At 53.2% G+C, this 19,562-nt stretch carries 17 protein-coding genes; 8 read left to right on the top strand and 9 right to left on the bottom strand.

Annotated features, from left to right (window positions below; all coding sequences use genetic code 11):
* Positions 1-129: 129 nt before the first annotated feature.
* The 5 genes from J0X12_RS06165 to J0X12_RS06145 all read right to left on the bottom strand — a co-directional run bounded on the left by J0X12_RS06165 (position 130) and on the right by J0X12_RS06145 (position 5,451).
* Positions 130-1,389 (bottom strand): pyridoxal phosphate-dependent decarboxylase family protein, encoded by a 1,260-nt coding sequence (locus J0X12_RS06165; protein WP_207043319.1) that lies wholly within the window; start codon positions 1,387-1,389, stop codon positions 130-132.
* 47 nt (positions 1,390-1,436) lie between these two features.
* The gene (locus J0X12_RS06160; RefSeq protein WP_207043317.1) at positions 1,437-2,156 is read right to left on the bottom strand and encodes a GntR family transcriptional regulator; all 720 of its coding nucleotides are present in this window, start codon (positions 2,154-2,156) and stop codon (positions 1,437-1,439) included.
* A gap of 15 nt (positions 2,157-2,171) precedes the next feature.
* Positions 2,172-3,257 carry an amino acid ABC transporter permease gene (locus J0X12_RS06155; RefSeq protein WP_207043316.1) on the bottom strand — a complete coding sequence of 362 codons (1,086 nt, stop codon included), beginning with the start codon at positions 3,255-3,257 and terminating at the stop codon, positions 2,172-2,174.
* Positions 3,257-4,321 carry an amino acid ABC transporter permease gene (locus J0X12_RS06150; RefSeq protein ID WP_207043315.1) on the bottom strand — a complete coding sequence of 355 codons (1,065 nt, stop codon included), beginning with the start codon at positions 4,319-4,321 and terminating at the stop codon, positions 3,257-3,259. Before J0X12_RS06150 ends, J0X12_RS06155 begins: the two co-directional genes overlap by 1 nt.
* 107 nt (positions 4,322-4,428) lie before the next feature.
* On the bottom strand, positions 4,429-5,451 hold the full coding sequence (locus J0X12_RS06145; RefSeq protein WP_207043314.1) for an amino acid ABC transporter substrate-binding protein: 1,023 nt from the start codon (positions 5,449-5,451) through the stop codon (positions 4,429-4,431).
* A 536-nt stretch (positions 5,452-5,987) separates the two neighbouring features.
* Between J0X12_RS06145 and J0X12_RS17570 the strand changes: the two genes are divergently transcribed.
* The 6 genes from J0X12_RS17570 to J0X12_RS06115 all read left to right on the top strand — a co-directional run bounded on the left by J0X12_RS17570 (position 5,988) and on the right by J0X12_RS06115 (position 12,354).
* Positions 5,988-7,655 (top strand): GMC family oxidoreductase N-terminal domain-containing protein, encoded by a 1,668-nt coding sequence (locus tag J0X12_RS17570; RefSeq protein WP_207043313.1) that lies wholly within the window; start codon positions 5,988-5,990, stop codon positions 7,653-7,655.
* Complete coding sequence (locus J0X12_RS06135) at positions 7,639-8,403, top strand: phytanoyl-CoA dioxygenase family protein (RefSeq protein ID WP_207043312.1); 765 nt, start codon at positions 7,639-7,641, stop codon at positions 8,401-8,403. Before J0X12_RS17570 ends, J0X12_RS06135 begins: the two co-directional genes overlap by 17 nt.
* Before the next feature lie 81 nt (positions 8,404-8,484).
* Positions 8,485-9,543 (top strand): TRAP transporter substrate-binding protein, encoded by a 1,059-nt coding sequence (locus tag J0X12_RS06130; RefSeq protein ID WP_207043310.1) that lies wholly within the window; start codon positions 8,485-8,487, stop codon positions 9,541-9,543.
* A gap of 81 nt (positions 9,544-9,624) precedes the next feature.
* Positions 9,625-10,149: a TRAP transporter small permease gene (locus tag J0X12_RS06125; protein WP_207043308.1), complete on the top strand. Its 525-nt coding sequence runs from the start codon at positions 9,625-9,627 to the stop codon at positions 10,147-10,149.
* A complete protein-coding gene (locus J0X12_RS06120) occupies positions 10,146-11,432 on the top strand; it encodes a TRAP transporter large permease (protein ID WP_207043305.1) in 1,287 nt (428 codons plus the stop codon). The genes J0X12_RS06125 and J0X12_RS06120 overlap by 4 nt, the downstream gene beginning before the upstream one ends.
* Before the next feature lie 40 nt (positions 11,433-11,472).
* Positions 11,473-12,354, top strand: coding sequence for a 3-methyl-2-oxobutanoate hydroxymethyltransferase (locus J0X12_RS06115; RefSeq protein WP_207043304.1), 882 nt, complete (start codon positions 11,473-11,475; stop codon positions 12,352-12,354).
* A 5-nt stretch (positions 12,355-12,359) separates the two neighbouring features.
* Here J0X12_RS06115 and J0X12_RS06110 read toward each other — a convergent pair whose 3' ends face one another.
* The gene (locus J0X12_RS06110; RefSeq protein ID WP_207043303.1) at positions 12,360-13,793 is read right to left on the bottom strand and encodes an NAD-dependent succinate-semialdehyde dehydrogenase; all 1,434 of its coding nucleotides are present in this window, start codon (positions 13,791-13,793) and stop codon (positions 12,360-12,362) included.
* Positions 13,794-14,021: 228 nt separating this feature from the next.
* Here J0X12_RS06110 and J0X12_RS06105 point away from each other — a divergent pair, with 228 nt between their 5' ends.
* Positions 14,022-14,771, top strand: a complete 750-nt coding sequence (locus J0X12_RS06105; RefSeq protein ID WP_207043302.1) for a GntR family transcriptional regulator — start codon at positions 14,022-14,024, stop codon at positions 14,769-14,771.
* A complete protein-coding gene (locus J0X12_RS06100; RefSeq protein WP_207043301.1) occupies positions 14,768-15,892 on the top strand; it encodes a mandelate racemase/muconate lactonizing enzyme family protein in 1,125 nt (374 codons plus the stop codon). Before J0X12_RS06105 ends, J0X12_RS06100 begins: the two co-directional genes overlap by 4 nt.
* 73 nt (positions 15,893-15,965) lie before the next feature.
* Here J0X12_RS06100 and J0X12_RS06095 read toward each other — a convergent pair whose 3' ends face one another.
* The 3 genes from J0X12_RS06095 to J0X12_RS06085 form a co-directional block, all read right to left on the bottom strand.
* Positions 15,966-16,805, bottom strand: a complete 840-nt coding sequence (locus tag J0X12_RS06095) for a PhzF family phenazine biosynthesis protein (protein WP_207043300.1) — start codon at positions 16,803-16,805, stop codon at positions 15,966-15,968.
* Between the two features lie 133 nt (positions 16,806-16,938).
* Positions 16,939-18,000: a TauD/TfdA family dioxygenase gene (locus tag J0X12_RS06090; protein ID WP_207043299.1), complete on the bottom strand. Its 1,062-nt coding sequence runs from the start codon at positions 17,998-18,000 to the stop codon at positions 16,939-16,941.
* 217 nt (positions 18,001-18,217) lie between these two features.
* Entirely contained in the window at positions 18,218-19,558 is a 1,341-nt protein-coding gene (locus J0X12_RS06085) for a TRAP transporter large permease (RefSeq protein WP_207043298.1), read from the bottom strand.
* Positions 19,559-19,562 lie beyond the last annotated feature (4 nt).

Here is a 19,562-nt window from a genome sequence, read left to right as displayed (position 1 = left end):
AGTCAAAAGCTGTTGCCGTATAAATAATGTAAAAAGAAGGTGAGCAACGCGATCCGGTTACATTGCCACCACAAGCATACACATCAGCGTCGAGGGAAGCGGCGATGCCCAAGACATCGCCGCCAGAAATCAATACTTGGCCTGAATCTTGGCCTCAGCATTCGGGGATTTACGTGCCAGATCCACACATTCCCGCAAGTCTTTCAGGAATTCCTCGCGAGCCCCGTCATGCAAAAGGGACATCATCGCATGCATGCCCTTGGGTTCGCGGGTCAGGCCGGAAAGCCATCCGCGGTTCATCATATTCTCGGAAACAACAAAAATATCGACCTCGGTTGATCCGTAATTGATGATCGAGAGATCGGGCTTGGCCAACAGCTCCATCCCTTCGATGGCGCAAATCCCCTCGCAATACTGATCCGTCATCTTGGCCAGACGCCGCGCGGCATCCTCATAGCCTTCTATACCCAGATGATTGAGCACCGCCCAGGCCCCCGCGACCGCGCCGCCCGGCCTGGTGCCAACGAGAGTAGGGGTTTCAAACGGCCCGTTCGGCCAGGAATTGGATTTAAACGTCGCCCGTTCAAGATCTGCCGCATCTCGGTAAAACACTGTCGAGGCCGGCTTCGGGCAGAACCCGAATTTATGCAAGTCCGCCGAAATGGACCGAACACCCTCAAACCGGAAATCAAAATGCGGGGTTGGCCGCCCGATCCGCGTAAAGAAGGGCGCAATCCAGCCGCCAACACAGGCATCCACATGCAACCAGATACCCGCATCCAAGGCAATAGCGCTCAATTCATCGATCGGATCAATGACCCCATGGGGAAAACAGGGCGCCGAACCGACCATCGCAATCGTCCGGTCATTTATAAGCTTTTTCATTTCAGCTGGATCGACCCTTTTATCAGCCCGGAGCGGTGCCCGCAGCATTTCAAGGTCCATCGCCTCCGCCGCCTTGTCGAAAGCTGGATGAACGGTGATCGGTACGACGAGGTTCAAGACGTCACCACGCTGAGACGGATTGCGGGCCCGATGCGCTTCGCGGGCGGCCTTGATGGCGATGAAAATGCTTTCTGTTCCTCCAGACGTAAACGCGCCTGTGCCACTTTCCGGAGCGCTGAACAAATCGAGGCCGAAATCCAGAACCTCCTTTTCCATGGACCCAATTCCAAAGAATGCCCTTTTCCGGCCCAAGGCGTTTTCGCTGAAGCACTCAAAAAAGGCTTCCCGGCCAATTTCGTAAGTTTCCTGATCATTTCGAAAAACAAATAACGGAGTTCGCCCATGCTGCCAGTCAATATCATCAGCGCAACGTGCCCGAATATCACGCTGAAGATCCGGCCAGTCACGGCCGCCTTTAGGAAATGCGTTTCTTGTATTTGTCATGGGAATTCCTTTCAAAAACTGAGCGTCTGGATGGGAAGGGTCGAAAGCTAGCTATCCGGCTGGTCACCACTCAACACAGCAACAATGACAGCGGCGCCTTCGGAAAGATCGCGCTCTATCGCAGCGGCGGCGGCGGCGGCATCGCGCAACTGGATGGCGGCAATTATACGTTTATGATTTTCATACCCGATCAGGCGTTTGCGATAGCTGTAGGACAAGCGGTTTCGTGTCGGTCCGGCCCGCAACCACAGGGTATCGATAATACTCCGCATGAGCGGCTGTTCCGCGCGGTCGCAAATCGACAGGTGAAATTCGGAATCGATCTGCAAGGCATCATTGTACCGTTCTTCGCTGATCATCGCCTTCATCTGCTCGTTCAGGTCAATCAGGCGGGTGATTTCCTCTTCTGAAAACAGTGGTGTGGCCAGCTCGATCGCGATCGGTTCAAGTGCACCTCGAAGCCGCATGACTTCCTTGTATTGCTCACAATTAAGGTCAACAGTGGAGAATGTCCGTTTCTCCGATACATCCAGCGCCCCTTCATTCACGAGGCGCATAATCGCTTCACGCGCAGGCGTCAAACTGACACCCAGGTCCCTGCTCAGCTTTCGGGCAGTCAGCTTTTCCCCGGGGCTCCAGACACCCATCAGTAATCCGCGCCTCAGCTTTTCATACACCTGGTCGGTCAGGGACGGACCACGGTCCACCACGCCAAGCAAGTCCTTGGTCGCCGGGTCTGCCTTTGGATTGTCGGTTTGCAAAACCATTATAACTTGTCCTCTTTATCGCCGGTCATTCGATTGTTCCCGCATTTCACGAAGGGAGCGTTCGGTCTGGCGCCCGTACCACGAAATGCTTCCGCACATTAGCGCATAAATTATGCCGGCAAAAACATATGTCTCGACATAAAACCCGATCCATTTCGGGTCCGCGAGTGCCGCCTGAGCCGCCCCGAGCAGATCCATCATGGCAACGATAACAACCAGTGACGTTCCTTTCAGTGCCCCGATAAAAAGATTGACCATTGCCGGCAATACCGTTTCGAACGCTTGTGGCAAGATGACCTTCAGCATCATCGGCCAATAGGCAATTCCCAGGGACCTGCAGGCCTCATATTGGCCTTTCGGGATCGCCTGAAGGCCGCCGCGCAGGACCTCTGCCATATACGCCGCAAGAAATAAAACAAGCCCGATCAACACCCGGCCAAGACCATCCGGCGTAAAGCCGTCAGGGATAATCAGTGGTAACAACACGGAAGCCATAAACAGGACGCTGATTAATGGGACACCACGGACGGCCTCGACAAAGACAATCGCAGACAGTCGAAAGACCGGCAGCTTTGATTGTCGTCCCAAGGCGATCGGCACCGAGATCACCAGTCCGAATCCCACACCGAAAACAGTCAGCAAAATAGTAAGTGGCAATCCACCCCATAGAGAGCTTTCCACAAAGCTTAACCCGAAAACCCCTCCCCACATCAGAATTCCGTAGGAGAGAAGCCCGGCAATCCAGACCGGCAGCAGCCATTTGCGCCAAAACACCGGATTAAGGGAGATCACAACCAGCGCGACCAGAATAACAGTCCCTGCAAAGGCGCGCCACTGTTCATCATATGGAAAACGCCCGAACAGGATAAGCCGAAGCTTACTGCCGATAAAAGCCCAACATGCGCCGGAACCTGGCGGACAGCTGTCCCCGGACTCTCCCGTCCAGACCGCATCGATCAAGGCCCAGTTAACCAATGGGATTGCGATCAATACAAATACAACCAAAGCAGCAATGTTCAAGACTGCCGATACCGGCGACTTGGTCAGTTCTGCGGTCAGCCTTCGCCACCAGGGGAGTCGATGTAAGACAACTTCCGACATTATCGCTCCTCTCTCGACGTCTGGGCGTTCATGACATTCAGGATCAGCGATGTGATCAGACTGAGGATCAGATAAATGAGCATAATAATCGAAACACATTCCAGTGACTGGCTGGTTTCAGCGAGCGTGATATTGGCCACTCGCACTACTTCGGGATAGCCGATCGCCACACCAAGGGAACTCTCCTTGGTAAGGTTGAGATAGGAGTTTGAGATAGGCGGAATAATAATGCGCAGCGCTTGCGGCAGGACGATTTTCCGCATCACCTGCCCCGGATGGAGGCCCAAGGAGAGGCCGGCTTCGACTTGACCTTTCGATACGCCCAGAATACCGGCGCGGATAATCTCCGCATTGAACGCACCCGTGTAAATGCTCAACCCTAACAACATTGCGGTAAACTCCGGGGAGATCGTCATCCCTCCGGTAAAGTTAAAACCGGTTAGCCGTGGAATCTCCCAAGTGATTGGCGCCCCCGCGACATAGGCTGCCAGGAGGGCCGGCAATACCGCGATAGTCAGGCCCCATGGCCACAGGCGGAAAGCGGCGTTTGTCTTGCGATGCCAGAACCATAATCCAACCGCAAGAGCAATCCCGCCTGCCAATGCCAGCATCACAATCCAGAAGGACGGTTCCGCCACCGGGGACAGCAGATAAAGCCCGCGGTTGGTAAGATAAACCCCGTCAACCGGTGACAGGGCCTGCCGTACCGTCGGCAAACCACGCAACAGAAACGTATGCCAAAACAAAAGCTGCAGCAGCAACGGGACATTTCGCACAACTTCTACATATCCACGGCACAAGCGCGCAATCACCACGCTTTTTGAAAGCTGTCCCAGGGCAATGATCAACCCAATAAATGTTGAAAGAACAATACCAAGCGCAGCCACCTTCAACGTGTTCAAAACGCCCACGACAAAGGCCTTGAAATAGGTGTCTCCGGCGCTGTAGGGAATCAGGCTTTCCCCCAATTCGAAGGAAGCCTTCTGCCACAGAAATGCAAATCCGGACTTTCCGGAGGATTCCGCCAGATTATCGGCAGCGACCTGAATTGCTCCCCAAACCAACAGAACCGCTATGACAATGAACAGCGCCTGCGACTGAAATTCCCGCCGAGTAACAAAGCGTGCAAGACGTACCCTCCCGGGTACGTCTTGAAAGGCTGGGCCTGATCTCATTGCCAGCCAGGAGCGACCATTGCGCCACCATCACGCCAAAGCGCATTCATACCACGCGGAACCTGCAGGTGGGAATTCTTGCCAAGAGTGTTGTTGTAGAATTCTCCATAGTTACCCACAGCCTTGATGACCTTGACCATCCAGTCGTTAGGCACGCCCATGTCAGATCCAATCGTCCCTTCAACGCCGAGAAAGCGCAGCACGACAGGGTTTGTCGACGTCTTTGCGACCTCATCAACATTTGCCTGGGTAATGCCGAGCTCTTCCGCAGTGATCATTCCATAATGCATCCATTGCAAAACCTTGAAAAACTTGGGCGATCCTTCACGGATAACCGGAGCCTCAAATGATTTGGCAATAAGTGTCTCCAGAATCACATGATCATCCGGACTTGCGGCCCGTGCACGGCGGATAGCAAGATAGGGTGGTTCCATCGTCACCGCATCGCACCGCTTGTCAAAATACATCGAGTACATCTGATCGCTGTTCTCCGCAGCCACAGGCTGGAATGACATTCCGTTTGCCTTGAACCAGTCGGCCAAATACCGCTCGGTTGTGGTGCCCGCAAGCACACAGACCGACGCACCGTCCAGCTGCTTAACATCGGTCACACCTGTGTCTTTATGGACCATAAATCCCTGACCGGTCATATGATTGGGACCGATAAAGCTGAAGCCGAGAGTCGTATCGCGTGAAATGGTTTCCGTTACACTACGGGACAGGATGTCGATTTCTCCTGATTGCAGGGCCGGAAATTTTTGCGCACCGGTTGTTGCAACAAATCTAACTTTTTTTGGATCCCCAAGAATTGCCGCCCCTGCCGCCTTGCAGAAATCAACGTCAAAACCACTCCATTCCCCCTTGTCATCGAGGAAGCCAACTCCCGCGATGTAGTTCAGGGTGCCGCAGACCAATTCTCCGCGATCCTTAATTTCGTCAAGCAGATCTGCCGCATTGGCCGCCCCACCAGTTCCAAAGCATAACGCTACCGTAACAGCAAAAATCGAACTTCTTATCATATCGCATCCTTCCTGAGCATGTGTGACGTTTGTTCCTCTGACCTGGTGTGCCACATCCTAACCGGCCATGTCGTGAATTATGTCATTTGATATATCATATTTCAATATCTTATATTTCACGAGGACGTCAGGGACATTTACCCAGAAAAACCATGAGCTTATCCGGCAAAGGACTCGTGAACGCACACAGAAACATCTTGGTATTTTGTGTCAGGAGGTAATGGCTCGGCAGGCACAGCGACCTTACCGTTCAATACAGATAAAGCCCGCTCAAGAGATTTTATCATGAATGAAATTTCGGCGATTGAGGCGGGAATCCCGCTCCCGACGAAGGGCTGGATTACTAACCCATCTAGGGTGTTGACAAAGGCACTAATTTCTAACATCCTATATATAGGACGTTAGTGATATTATAAATAACCAAACAACTGCAGCAATGCCGTATCGAATGTCGCAACCCGTTCAATAACTAAATCGAATAGCACTGATTTCAGGTTAGCGGTGCTTTTTCATGCCATGTGAAGGAAGAATGGCTTGTGCGCGTAGAACGTTATGATTTCATCATTGTTGGTGCCGGCTCGGCGGGGTGCGTCCTTGCCAACCGGCTATCTGCGGACCCGAACTGCCGCGTGCTATTGCTCGAGGCAGGAGGATGGGATCGTAATTTCTGGCTCCGTCTACCGGTCGGTTATTTCAAATCGATGCTGGATCAACGGTATTCCAGACAGTTCCCGACCGAACCGGATGAAGGTACGGCAGGCCGCCGGATTATCTGGCCTCGTGGACGAGTCATCGGCGGTTCCAGCTCTATAAATGGCCTGATATTCATTCGTGGGCAGGCGGATGATTTCGACGACTGGGAAAAGCTCGGCGCAACGGGATGGGCATATAATTCAGTCCTCCCTTACTTCCGACGGCTTGAGAATAATTCAGCTGAACCCGACCAGTACCGGGGAAATGAGGGAGATTTATCTGTCTCAAATTTGCGCAACGACAATCCCAGTTGCCAGGCATGGGTTGAGGCCGCACAACAGCTTGGGCTGCCATTGAACAAGGATTTCAATGGCGCATCGACCTACGGCGTCGGAAACTACCAGTTAAGCATCGGCAAAAGGTGGCGGGAGAGTTCAGCCGTCGCCTTCCTGCACCCAATTCTATCCAGGCCGAACTTGACGGTGATCACGGGCGCGCAGGTCACTCGCATAGAAATTTATAATGGGCGGGCAACAGGTGTCGAATGGGTGAATAATGACGAGAAGCACTCAGCGGAAACAGATCGCGAGGTCATTTTATCAGCCGGTGCATTACAATCACCCCAGCTACTCCAGCTATCCGGGATAGGCCCAGCCGATCTACTTCAGCAACACGGCATCAAGGTCGAAGTGGATGCGCCGGACGTCGGTGGCAATTTACAGGATCACTATCAGGCGCGGACCATTGTCCGCCTAAACAATCCGCAATCCCTGAATGACGCAGTTCGCAATCCGATCAGCCTAGCGGCCATGGGCCTTGAATGGTTGTTCAAGGGAACAGGCCCACTGACAGTTGGTGCGGGGCAAGTCGGCGGTGCGGCCTGCACCGAATATTCGGATGGAAAACGCCCCGACATACAATTTAACGTCATGCCCCTATCGGTCGATAAGCCCGGCGACCCACTCCATAAGTTTTCAGGCTTCACGGCATCCGTGTGGCAATGCCATCCGCTTTCCCGAGGCCGCGTCGATATACAGTCAAATGATCCATTCGCCTCTCCCCGGATTACCCCGAATTATCTAAAGGAGGATCTTGATCGCAAGACAATTGTTGCCGGGATCAAGATGTTACGGGAAATTTATCAACAGGCTGCCTTCAAGCCCCTGTGGGACAAGGAAATCCTCCCGGGTGCCAACCTCACGACAGATCAGGAACTGCTTGACTTTGCCCGGCACCATGGTGGCACGGTTTTCCACTGTACCGGCACCTGCCGTGCGGGATCGGATGACTTGGCGGTGGTCGATCCTGAACTCAGGGTGCGGGGTGTCGAAGGATTGCGGGTAATTGATGCGTCCATCATGCCCAAGGTAACCTCAGCGAATACGAATGCCGCCTCGCTCATGATCGGTGAAAAGGGCGCAGAACTCGTTCTGCAAGGCGCTCAACAACAAAAGCCGGATATACAACGGCCAAAATTTGTACAGGGAGACATCAATGCTCACGCCGGCTGAAATATCAAAGTACTACGAAGATGGGCAGATAACCTCGCCCAAGAAGCTGTCGGCCGAAACCGTGGCAGAGCTAAATGAGGCGATGGAAACTTTCTTCGCCCGCCAGCCTGGCATCGATCAGGATTACGCGGCTAATCTCATCGATCAGGACGAAGGCTGGCTCAAATACGCAAAGTCACCGGAAATCCTCGATATCGTTTCCGACCTGATCGGCCCCGATATAATTGTCTGGGGCTCGGCGCTCTTTGCCAAAAAAGGTGTTGGCGGAAAGGCGACGCCCTGGCATCAGGATGGTCATTACTGGCCTATTCGTCCCTTGGCGACGGTGACAGCCTGGATCGCCATTGATGATGTGAATGTGGATAACGGCTGCATGCGCGTAATTCCAGGTTCACACAAGGATCAGGTTCTGTATGACCATGACCGCGATGACAGTGACAAGATAGTCCTCAACCAGTCCCTTGATATCAGCAAGTATGATTTTGAACCTCCAAGAGATGTCATTCTGAAGCCGGGGGAATTTTCAATCCACGACGTCAATCTGGTTCACGGCGCCGAGCCCAACAATTCCGGACGACGGCGCGGCGGGCTGGTTTTCCGCTATATGCCCGCAACCTCTCATTTTGACCGTGAGCTTGCCCGCAGGCAAGTAGAGGAAATGGGTGTGCCGGATCTTTCCAAGCGGCGTCTCTATCTCGTCAAGGGAACAGACAAGTGCGGTAAAAATGACATCTGCAATACCCAGTAAGTAGCGAAATCCGGCGTATCCTCGCCGGTACATGCGTACCAATAAAAACAATAATCAATTAATCTAGAGGGAGAGAAAAAAATGAAACGTTTGTTATTTTCGGGAGTAGCCGTTGCGCTGGCCATGCTGGTAGCACCGGTTGTACATGCGGAAGAAAATCCGTATACGTACAAGAACCTGCCAGAAAAGGACGGCCAGATAAAAATGGTAGTCGCCCACACTGTGAATATGGAATGGAGTTCGCACACGGCGACCCTAAAACGCTTTACTGAACTTGTTGCCATATATACGAACAATGAAATCCGCGGGGAAATTTTCCCGGGCGGCCAATTGGGCGGCGAACGCGAAATGGCGAAGCAGACCCGTCAGGGACAGATACATGTCTCCTTGCCGGCGACAAACAACCTGGCAACGATGGCACCAAGCCTGAATGTCTTTATCCTGCCTTACATCGCAACCAGCACCGAAGAGGTTAACTACCTTCAAGACAACTTGACGCCTTTTCTGGTGCCGCGTGTAATTGAAGAAGCAGGTGTCAGAATCGTCGGCTGGGAGAATAGCGGCTGGCGTGCTTTCTTCTATAAATCGGACGACCCGATCGAAAAACCTGAAGATCTCGCCAAATTCAAAATGCGGGTTCCGCCGAATCCTGTGATGATTGCTACCTATAAGGCTTGGGGTGCCAATCCTGTCCCACTCGGCTGGACAGAGCTTTACAACGCGTTGCAACAGGGTGTGGTTGACGGTGGCGACAATCCGGTAACCGACGTTATCGGAATGAAGTTTTACGAAGTTATCAACCGGATGACCCGCTTCCATTATACCATCCTCACCCACCCGATTATCGTGTCGGAACGCTGGTTCCAGGGTCTCTCCAAAGAGCATCAGGAGGCAATTCTGCGCGCGGGCAAGGAAGCCACCGACTATATCCGCTGGTGGCAGCCTATCGATGAGGCTCATTGGTGGGAAAAAGCAAAAGAGCAAAATGTCGTCGTAACAGATATCGAGGACGAGACCGAGTGGGTTGAGAAGGCCCGCAAAATCTGGCCTGATTACTATCAGAATATTGGTCCGGATGGAGAAATGGTCGCCAATAAAGCGGTTGCGATCATTGAGGAATACCGCGCGAAAATGAAGTAACGAGGATAACGTTACAAGAGATAAATACTCAATGGGCCTCCCGTATGGGAGGCCCGACATTTTCGTGCTAAAGAGGCAGGCATGCGCACCACGAACATTACAGGCCCTATTTTCAAGTTCCTCAGGCAAACGCAACTTTGGGCCGCCCACATCACCCTGACCATCATGGTTGGCAGCCTGTTCTTTCAGGTTCTTGCCCGACAAATGCGTTGGCAACTCGACTGGACGGAAGAACTCGCCCGGTTCTCCTTTATTGCCATGATCTTCGTCGCCGCCAGCTATGCGACGCAAACTGGTGCGCATCTGCGGGTCGAATTCTTCTCTGAATTGATCGCCAAGTTGGGACGGGGCAGCCGTTGGATCGTCTCGCAACTGCAATGGTGTGCGGTGCTTGCCTTCGACGTCCTTTTCACCTGGTATTCAATTGAGAATCTAATCGAGGGCTTCCGCTACCCCAATTTGTCCCCGACTCTCAATTTCAACGAAAATATCTTGTTCTTGGCCCCCGCGATCGGCTTTTCCGCTGCTATCATATTCACAATTCTTTCTCGGTTTGTTGACCCTCCTGCCCTTCAAGCACCTAGTTCCGGGGAGATCACATCGTGACGCCAGTTGAGCTTATACTTTCCTTCGCCTTTCCCGCCCTCCTCATCCTTGGCGTCCCCATTTATGTGTCTCTGGGTCTTGTCGGCTTCGCCTGCGCCTTTGTGCTCGGAACTCCGGTGGAGGTTGCGGCCCAAAGCATTCTGAACGGTCTGGATAAATTTCCGCTACTGGCCATTCCGGCCTTTATATTTGCCGGTAACCTGATGGAACAGGGTGGGATTACCCAGCAGATTGTCCGCATTTTCCGTCAGATGATTGGCCATGTCGCGGGCAGCCTTGGAATCGTCACCATTTTCTCCTGCATGTTTTTTGCAGCGATTTCTGGATCCGGGCCGGGTGCCACCGCTGCCATCGGCGCGATCCTGATCCCCGCCATGATCCGTGATAGATACCCCCCCTCCTACGCCGCCGCAACTGCCGCGACAGGTGGAACGCTGGGTGTCCTGATCCCGCCAAGCAATCCGCTCATCCTGTATGGGATCATCGCCAACACCTCGATCCGCGACCTGTTTATCGCCGGCGTGATACCCGGAATCATGGTCGGCATTGTTCTGGCCGGGATCGCCTATGGCGTCGCGCGATATCACGGTATTAAGCCCGTCATCCAATCGGAAGAAGAAAAGCAAAGCATCTGGAAAACCCTGTGGGAGGGTAAAGCGGCCCTTGCCATGCCGTTTATTATCCTCGGCGGGATTTATACGGGCATTTTCACCCCGGTCGAAGCCTCAGTAGTTGCGGTTGTCTACGCCCTGTTCGTCGGTGGCGTCATATACAGGACCCTCACTCTGCGAAAGCTGAAGGAAGCATTCGAGAGAACACATGTCATCTCCGGCGCACTTATGATCGTGGTTGCCAGTTCAACGCTGTTTGCGCGTGTCATCACACTAGAGCGGATACCGCAGACCCTTGTCGAGATCTTTTCACAAGCCACAGAAAATCCACTGATTATCCTGCTGATGATCAATATCCTGTTGCTTGTCATCGGTTGTTTCATGGAAACACTGTCTGCCATCATCATTCTGGGTCCGGTGCTGGTCCCTCTGATTTTGTCCTTCGGCATTGATCCGGTTCACTTTGGGATCATTCTGATCCTGAATATCGAAATCGCTTTCTTGACACCACCTCTCGGGGTCAATCTTTTCGTCGCATCGCAGATTGCGAATATCAAGATCGAGAAGATGATTGTCGCTGTCCTTCCCTTCATCTTCGGTTTGCTTGCCATGCTGGTGGTGATCACGTTGCTGCCGCAAATCAGCCTGTGGCTACCCAATCTGCTTCGTTGAGCCGCATTCCCCCAATAAATGAAAGGACAAACAGAGCGCAATGGAAAAGCAAAGTGAGACGTCCAGTCCGCCCCAAGACCTAAAGCGCGTTGTCACAATGGCAGGCGACGTCTGCCTCCGTAACTATACGGTGCGGGACATCCGGGACCTGAAAGGCAAGAAGCAACTGACCCAAATCCTTGCCTTCACGCCGGATGAGGCCGCGGCCGCCGAAGCTGCAGGCATCGACCTGATCAATGTTCGCTGGAACCCTCTCGATCCGAGGGAATCCTTTGCGATTTGTAACGCCGCGCCGCGCACCTTCACCACATTCTGCATGCCCCTGACCCTCTGCACGAGTGAACAGGAGGCCCTTCGAATTGGCTTTGAGGCCATGGAAGGTGGCGGAGATGGCATTTACTGCGCGTGGAGTCTGAAATTCATTGAAGCAATGGCAAAAGCGGGGATTCCTGTACAGGGACATGCCGGATTGGTACCGCGGCGCAGCACCTGGACAGGTGGGCTGAGGGCAGTCGGCAAGACTGTCGCAGAAGCGGAAAGTATTTTTAATGATTTCAAGAATCTGGAGCAAGCCGGTGCGTGGTCGGTTGAATGCGAAGTCATTCCGCATCGTATCCTGAGCGAGCTTACAAAACGTACGTCCCTTGTGACCGTATCCCTGGGATCCGGTGACGGTGGCGATGTTCAGTTCCTGTTCGCGCAGGACATTCTGGGGGATGGTCCAGGTCCCTTCCCGCGCCACGCCAAAATCTACCGGGATTTTCACAAAATGCGGCAGGATATGCAAAAGGAACGTATCGCCGCGTTTTCGGAATTTGCGGCGGATATCAGGTCCGGAGAATATCCAGCACCCGAAAACATTGTCGAGATTGACGACGCGGTTATCGAGGAATTTTTAGCCCGGCATCCCCTGCCGGGCTAATCACGTTAGAATATTTCAGTTACGAAACGTGTCGTCAGGAATGTCTCCATTCCCTCAATCGACCCTTCCGATCCATAGCCGCTGTCCTTTATGCCGCCGAACGGCGTTTCGGCCGACGCCACCATCAGGGAATTGATCGCCAGCATGCCCGACTGAATTTCCGAGCTTAATGCCGCTGCTGTCTTTGCGTTCTTGGTGAACGCATAGGCCGCCAGGCCGAACGGTAGACGGTTTGCTCGTTCGATTGCCTCATCAAGTGTGGAAAATCTCGAAATAGGCGCGATGGGTCCGAAAGGCTCCTCATTCATGATCAGGGCGTCGTCGGTGACGTCTCCTAAAACAGTCGGTGCGAAGAAACTTCCGCTATTGGAAAGACGTTCACCTCCGGTCAGCAAGCTGCTGCCGTTTGATAACGCATCCGCCATGAAATTTTCCATGACCTCAATCCGCCTCTCCGCAATGAGCGGGCCCATATCCGTTTTCTCGGCAAGTCCATCACCGACGACAAGTTTCGACGCCTGATCCCGAAAGGCAGTCGCGAATTTATCGTAGACAGCTTCCTGCACAAGAAACCGTGTGGGAGAGACGCAGACCTGACCGGCATTGCGATATTTTCCGGCCACGCAATTGCGTACAGCCGCGTCGATGTCCGCGTCACTGAATACCAGGACAGGGGCATGTCCGCCCAGTTCCATCGTGCAGCGCATCATTTTGTCGGCCGCCAGCTTCTGCAAATGCTTGCCAATCGGAACGCTTCCGGTGAAAGACAGTTTCCTCGGAATGTCGGACGCGCAAAGATGAGAGGATATGGTTGCCGGATCGCCAAAGACAATATTCAAGACGCCCGCCGGCAGTCCGGCGTCCATAAACGCCCGCCCGATCGCAATACAGGTGCCCGGAGTCTCCTCGCTGGCCTTGATGGTGATGGAACATCCCGCGCCGATAGCGCCGGCCACCTTACGCATCACATTGATGGCCGGGAAGTTCCACGCCACAAACGCAATAACCGGTCCGATAGGTTCTTTCTTCACTGTCTGCCGCATGCCTGTGATGCGCGACGGAACAACGCGGCCGTAGACGCGCTTTCCCTCTTCCCCGTACCAGCGCAGCACATCTATCGCCGCGCCAAGTTCCATCCTCGCTTCCTTAAGAGGCTTCCCCATCTCGCGGGTGAGGTTGGCGGCGATGACGTCCATCCGTTCCTCGAGCAGACGCGCCGTTTTCTCCATAATCGTCTGCCGCTGAATGGCCGGCGTTTTCCGCCAAACGTCAAAGCCTTTTTGACTGGCCTCAAGCGCTTCATCCAGGTCGGCAATGGAGGCGAGCGGTAACTCCCCCAACGCTTCATTTGTTGACGGGTTTACTACTGTCTCCGTCTTGCCGGAGGTTCCCTGTGTCCAGCGCCCGTCGATCAGCAGCGCAAGTTCTTCGTATGACATATTTCAAGCTTTCATAATAAGAATTGGGTTTTCAAGGCGTGAAAGGTTGGCCGTCACCCGTCTGACTATATGCATCGGAGAAGCCGGAAATCTCAATTTTTTCGTCTAACCGTCCACTTTAAACATCCTAAAGATAGACCTTTAATAAGTTAGTACTATATAGTGACAAATTGGGCAAGTAACTATATACAGAAAGCTTCCAGTTCTGGGTCAGGGTACACGGTAAAAATGGATAACTCCGAACAAAATCGACATACGCCACTTTCTCGAACGGGAGCCATTCCACTTTACCATCAGGTGGCCGAAATTTTCCGGCAACGGGTATATGACGGCACATGGAAACCCGGCGACATTCTCCCCTCCCTCGATAGCCTGATGGCGGAGTTTTCCGTTGCCCGTGTTACGATAAGAGAAGCCGTCAGGTTGCTGCGTGACGAAGGATTGTTACTGCCCGAACGAGGACGTGGAACGGTCGTGACACAGAAGGCGATTGCCCGGCGACCATTGCGCGTCGAGACGACAATGGCCGATCTGATCGACATTTACAAAGGCGATAAACCAAATGTCGAGAATATAGAGGAAGGCCTTATCCAGCCCAGTATTTCGGAAGAGGAAGGTCTTCTCGCCCCCTCTTATTACCATCTGAAACGCACGCATATGCGTTCGGACATGAAATACTGCATCATTTCCCTCTACATCGAAGAGACGGTGTTCAGACGGGCAGAAGAAAAGTTTCGCACACAACTCGTCCTCCCGGTTCTTTACAGTTTGGAAAATCTGAATATCGCCAACGCCCGGCAACGGGTGACCATCGGAAAATGCGATATTGAAACGGCTGAACTACTCGAATACCCGATAGGAGATCCAGTCGCCAAAGTCCGGCGGCTTCTAACGAAAGAAGACAATGAAATTGTTTACCTTGCTGATGTCATCTACCGCGCGGACTGTATCCGCTTCGACATGGATATGAAACCATGATCGATATCAAGACAGTTGAGTGCTTCGTTTTTCGCTACCCGCTTACTGAACCAGTCGTTACCTCCTTCGGCACAATGCGGGATCGGCCAATGGTACTTATCCGCCTCCGTGATGCAGATGGCGTCACCGGTTGGGGCGAGATATGGTGCAACTTTCCGAATGTCGGTGCGGAACATCGCGCGCGGCTTGTCGATGATGTTTTTGCTCCGATACTATTACGCGAAACATTTCACGACACCGAATCCGCTTTTAATAAATTAACCGGTTTAACACGAATTCTTGCAATACAAACCGGGGAAGCCGGGCCAATTGCACAATGTATCGCGGGCCTTGATATCGCGCTGCACGATTTAGCCGCCAAGAAGGACGGCCTGCCGATCTGGAAAAGGCTGGGTGGCGATCGAAACCAGGTTCCGATCTACGCAAGTGGCTTGAGCCCGGACAGGCCGGAACGGCTGGCAGAAGCAGCACTAAATGACGGCTATACGGCAATCAAATTGAAGGTTGGGTTTGGACTGGAACTCGACCATCGGAATTTAAGAACACTTCGGGATCTCCTGGGGCCTGACAGGCAGTTGATGACCGACGCGAACCAGGCATGGAACATCGAGGAAGCCTGTTATGCCGCAAGCAGTTTTGAGGAGTATGGCCTTTCTTGGCTTGAAGAGGCCATTCCCGCTGACAGACGCGAAAAGGAATGGGCTCAGCTAGAAAGCGTCGCGCCCATGCCGTTGGCTGGCGGTGAGAACATGGCTGGCGATGACGTCTTCGATGCAGCGATTGCTCACAAAGCCCTCTCCGTGATTCAGCCGGACCTTGCAAAATGGGGCGGCCTGTCGAAATGCGTCCCGCTGGCCCGGCGGATAATTGCCTCCGGTGCCCGCTATTGTCCACATTATCTTGGCGGCGGCATCGGTCTTGTTGCCTCGGCTCACGCTCTGGCGGCGGCGGGCGGCGATGGCCTGCTCGAAGTAGATGCCAACCTGAACCCGCTTCGTACCGATCTTGTTGGCGATATGCTATCGGGCTCCAACGGCATGGCAACCTTGAGAGAAAGTCCCGGTCTTGGCGTGGAACCGGACCTGAATGAGTTCAAAAAATACCTTGTTCCGCATTCCTGACTGATGTTGCCATTATCAGGGCCGTGACCTTCTTTCTTAACAGAGGAACATGCAGGGATGCTTGAGCAGCCTGTCAATCATCCATCTTACGGGTCATTCCCGAGACCCGTATTGAACTCCCGGCTTCATCGCCAATTTCAGCGGTTATCAAGGAACGGGCGCCCATATCTTCCCCCTGTATGATGTTTATCTTGCCACCATGCGGCCAGGCAATGTCCCTCAAGTATCCGGAAAACGCCGCCGCGGCCGCCCCGGTCGCGGGATCCTCCAGCACGCCGCCTGAGGCAAACGCGTTACGGACATGAAAGGTTGTTTCGTCCTCGCGCCATAAAAGCATAATGGTGATCAAATCCCGGCTTCTCATAAACTGCCGACCAGAATCCAGGTCATAATTCATGGACCTTAGATCATCCCGGTTTTTAAGGGCGAAAACATAATGATCTGCTCCACCGTGAATGCGCGCGGGCGGGATACTGTCATCCAGCTGGTCGTGAGAGTATCCGAATAGAGCCAATGTCGCCTCTATTTCCGATTGCCCCAATGGATCGCTTCTCGTTGGCGGAGACTGCAAGGCCGCAGCATAACGACCCTCCAATTTCTCCCCCTCGACGCTAATTTCAGCGTCATTAAGGCGTAGCATATATTTTCCCGGACCGAATTTTTCCGCCAGTGCCGCCCCGAGCGCTATTGTCGCGTGACCGCAAAACGGCACCTCAGATTCCGGTGAAAAATACCGGACCCGCCATGTTTTTTGATCCTTTTCCAGCGCCGCAAAAGCCGTTTCTGAAAACCCCACTTCCGCAGCGCTCTCCTGCATTTTTTCCGGGGCGGGAAGCGTATCGCTCAGGGCAACTCCCGCTGGATTTCCGCCTTTAGCTCCATCAGAGAAAGCGGCAATTTTCAGCACATTCATCAAGGCCTCCAAACATCAAGAGAACACCACGGTTTGAAAAGACCAAACCTTTAACAAGGCATTTAACTATTCCCTCAATGGATTTCAATTGACGCGCATTTGAACTGCCGCCATTTCCTAAGCAAGGCCCTGTCTATGCGTCCAGCGGAACATTCAGCTTCGTTCCCTCAACAATAATGCCGCCACGATTGCCAATCTCGATAGTGCCATAGCGTTGCCGGAAACAGTCCGGCAGTGGTCGGTCGCCCGGCAGCGACAGCCATAACCGCAGCAAGTGGCGCTTTTTATCCTGTTCAGGCCAGTCGACGAACGCCGTCCGATCATGCATAAGTGCATGGTTATAAACGAACTGCATATCTCCCGGTTGCAGCTGCATCGAGAGATGAAGCTCAGGATCATTTGCAAGAGAATCAAAAAAATCAAGGGCCTCCACCTGCTTGCCGGTAAGCCGGGGCGCGTCTGGAAACCGCTGGGCACTGTTGACATATTGCCGTTGGTAAAGACCTGTCAAGTATCCCTGACACCAGTTCAGAACCGGAATTTCAAAATAGGGTTTCTCGCCTGGAGGGACCTCCCCTCGGCGATCAGTTGCCACAGGTTTAAACATCTCTGCGGCTAAATCCGGTCTTTGCCGCTGCATCTCATTATAGATCGTCGCTGTGCTGACCAGTTGAGAAAGCCCTCCCTCCTTCGCCGTACGGAGGCACATAAGACCAACGACATCCGTTGAGTCCGTGTGAAATGTCTGACGCTTTGATGTTTGGTAAATCCGCGTCCCGGCATCATTAATATCCCTGCCGACATCCCGCACATGGCCGAGGATATGACCAGCGGCATTTTGCGACCTCGCCGCGCCGAGATAGGATCCTATGCCGCAGAATATAGTTGCCGCCATTTTCTGGCTGTATTGTTGCACCGGCAGGCCACGCAGAAGTTCAAAGCCAATGCCATGCATCAAGTCATTGCGCAATCGCGCCAATTTCGGCCCTAACTGAGGAAGCGGGAAATTGTCCGGCGATATCTGCACCAGATCAAGATTACGTGCCTGAAAGCGTTCAGCAGCATCTTCTAGTTCCGACACCTCGATTGATGAGAGATCCGTGAGCCAGATATCCGTATTCTTCGCCATTTCATGTCCATACCATGCGCTCGGCGTGTCGATCTTCGGCGGGGGAAATTTCTTTTCATTCTCCATTACTACAACCTTTTTATTAGATCGCTTCGTTCACTACTCCATTTCAAACACCTGAAATCCTATCACAAGACTACCCAAATCCCAGTGTGTACTGATAAGCATGATGATCGAAAGCCAGCTGATAATCGAGCCGAAAATGAATGGCTTTCAGCTCAATCATAAGAACGAAAAAATTTAGAGGTTGCAAACTATCGTGACATTACTGTTGCTCCCGCGCCTATAGCGAATTTGGAAGAAATAGGGAGAGGATGGGGAACGCCAGGATCAACGCGAAGACAACGATGTCCATGGCGAGGAAATTGATGACGCCCCGGAATATGGTGTGTACCGGTATGGTATTGTTGACGACACTATTGATAATAAAGACATTGAGGCCCACAGGTGGCGTGATCAGACCTATTTCCAGCAGCTTGACAACAACAACGCCGAACCAGATCAGGTCATAGCCCATTCCCTCAATCAACGGGATGACAAACGGCAAGGTCAACAGCATGATTCCCAGCGGATCCAGGAACATCCCCATCACCAGATAGATCAAGGCAATCATTATGAGAATGGCCCAGTCCGACATCTGGTAATACTCAATGAGGCTGATGAGGTCGTGGGTCAGGCCCGTCAGGGAAACAAAGGCGACAAACATCTTGGCACAGACAGCGATAAAGAAGATGGTCGCACTTTGCACCGCTGTGTCCTTCATCGCTTGCAGGAAATGCGCCCAGGACAGCTTGCGCGCCAGAACTCCATACGCCAACGCGATAAACATCGAAACTGCTGCGGCTTCCGTCGCGGTAAAGATCCCGCCATAGATCCCGCCAATGATTATCAGGAAAAGCGAGAAGGCCGGCCAGGCCCGAAAGGTCGCCCGCCAGCGTTCACGCGCCGTATAGGTCGTGTCGGCGGTCGGTGCATCCTGCGGCTTCAGCTTGGACCAGACAAAAACGACCGTGAGGATACCACCTAGTGACAAGAGACCGGGAATGATACCCGCCAGAAACAGCTTGTTGATCGATTGCTCGGTAAACAGGCCGTACATGATGAACAGGATACTCGGTGGTATCAGCGCCCCGAGGGTGCCGCCAATCGCCACCGTCGAGGTGGCGAGCTGCGGGCTATAGTTGAAGCGCATCATTTCCGGGATACAAATCCGCCCCATCGCCGACGCACAGGCTAGGCTGGATCCGGTGATGGCCGAAAAGCCTGTACAGCCGATTGCGGAGGCCATGGCAAGTCCGCCCGGGACCCGCGCCAGCCAGACACGCACCGCATAGTAGATATCCGTGGTAATCTCGGCGTGGTAGGCGATATGGCCGAGCGCGATAAACAAGGGCACCATGCTCAACGGATAGGAATGCAGAAACTCGAACACATTCGAGGAAATGAGCGCCAGCGTCGGATAAACCGCCTTTGCTGCCTGAAATTCATCGCCGGACTTAAACCCGAAGAACAGATATGTGCAGATGATGGCAAGGCCGGCGAGGGCAAATCCGATAGGCACGCGCAGGCAGATAAGCACAAGGGTGATAATAAAGCCGAACAGGCCAATAGTTGACGGATCCATGGGA

Source organism: Sneathiella sedimenti (genome assembly GCF_017313765.1).
Classification (GTDB): Bacteria; Pseudomonadota; Alphaproteobacteria; order Sneathiellales; family Sneathiellaceae; genus Sneathiella; species Sneathiella sedimenti.
This window is presented reverse-complemented; position numbering and strand designations above follow the sequence as displayed.